Origin of the sequence: Halopseudomonas pertucinogena (assembly GCF_014646575.1) — a bacterium.
GTDB lineage: Bacteria > Pseudomonadota > Gammaproteobacteria > Pseudomonadales > Pseudomonadaceae > Halopseudomonas > Halopseudomonas pertucinogena.
Genome location: NZ_BMNN01000017.1, coordinates 1 through 1,001 on the forward strand (window position 1 = coordinate 1; position 1,001 = coordinate 1,001).

A 1,001-nucleotide genomic window follows, 5' to 3' on the forward strand; every position below is an offset into this window, starting at 1 on the left:
ATTGAGAAAGTTCTGAATGTCGGCGGGTTTCTGCACCACACCCATGTGCCCTCGGGTGTTTCCTCCTCAGCACAAGGCTTCCATCCCTGCGGAAATTTAATCCACGTCTCACGCATGGCAGGTCGCTCCTCCGGATTAACCCGCAGTTCCAGCCGTACCGTCTTGCCCGCCAGCTCATCGCGCCCCAGCACCGTGCCAACCGAACGACGCTTGGCAAAGTCCGGATCGAGTTGCCAGTGCTCGTCCGGCTCGGAACAGCTGAGCAGTTTGCTCAGTTCAAGCTGCAGCTTGCTGATCTGGAACAACCAGGTGCAGTAGCCGCGGACCGTCAGAGTGCCGTCGCGGTCGAACGGTGGCGCCTGCGCCGGCCGGCTATCAACAATTGCAAGCCCGCCATAGGCGGCATCATCCTGCCAGCGTTGCTGGCCATAGCGACCAATAAACTGTAAAGCCACCCGCCGCAGCGTCCCGTTACACAACCCGATGTGGTAGGTCAGCGGAATATCCATGCTGAAGTCTGCGGGATGATCATGGTAGGTGGTCGTGTATTGGGTGATGAGTTCGCGGGTCACCTCTCGCCCCTGGCCGATGCTGTATACCTGACAGCGCTCGGGGTTGTCCGGCGAGAAGTAGGCGGTCGCCTGAATCGAGAAATGCGCTGGCAGCTCGCCAGTCAGGATAAAGCGTTCACGGCCTTCACGCTCGGTCAGGGACAGCACGCCTTCCTTGGCCAGTGAGCCGGTCAGGGTGCAGCCGCCGAGCAAGACCATGACCAGCGACAGGATCAGCAGATTCCCTTTGCGGAGCACTGATGGCTCAACACCCTTCCCGGAGGTCGTATCAGTCATCCCTGGTCACTCCTTGCAGTTGGGATAGACGGTGCATTCTTTTCCGCCCATTGAGAAAGTTCTGAATGTCGGCGGGTTTCTGCACCACACCCATGTGCCCTCGGGTGTTTCCTCCTCAGCACAAGGCTTCCATCCCTGCGGAAATTTAATCCA

At 59.0% G+C, this 1,001-nt stretch carries 1 protein-coding gene; it reads right to left on the reverse strand.

Going from position 1 to position 1,001, the window contains the following annotated elements:
* On the reverse strand, positions 1-848 hold an 848-nt coding region (locus IEW63_RS14520), incomplete at its 3' end, for a hypothetical protein (RefSeq protein ID WP_188637346.1).
* Positions 849-1,001 lie beyond the last annotated feature (153 nt).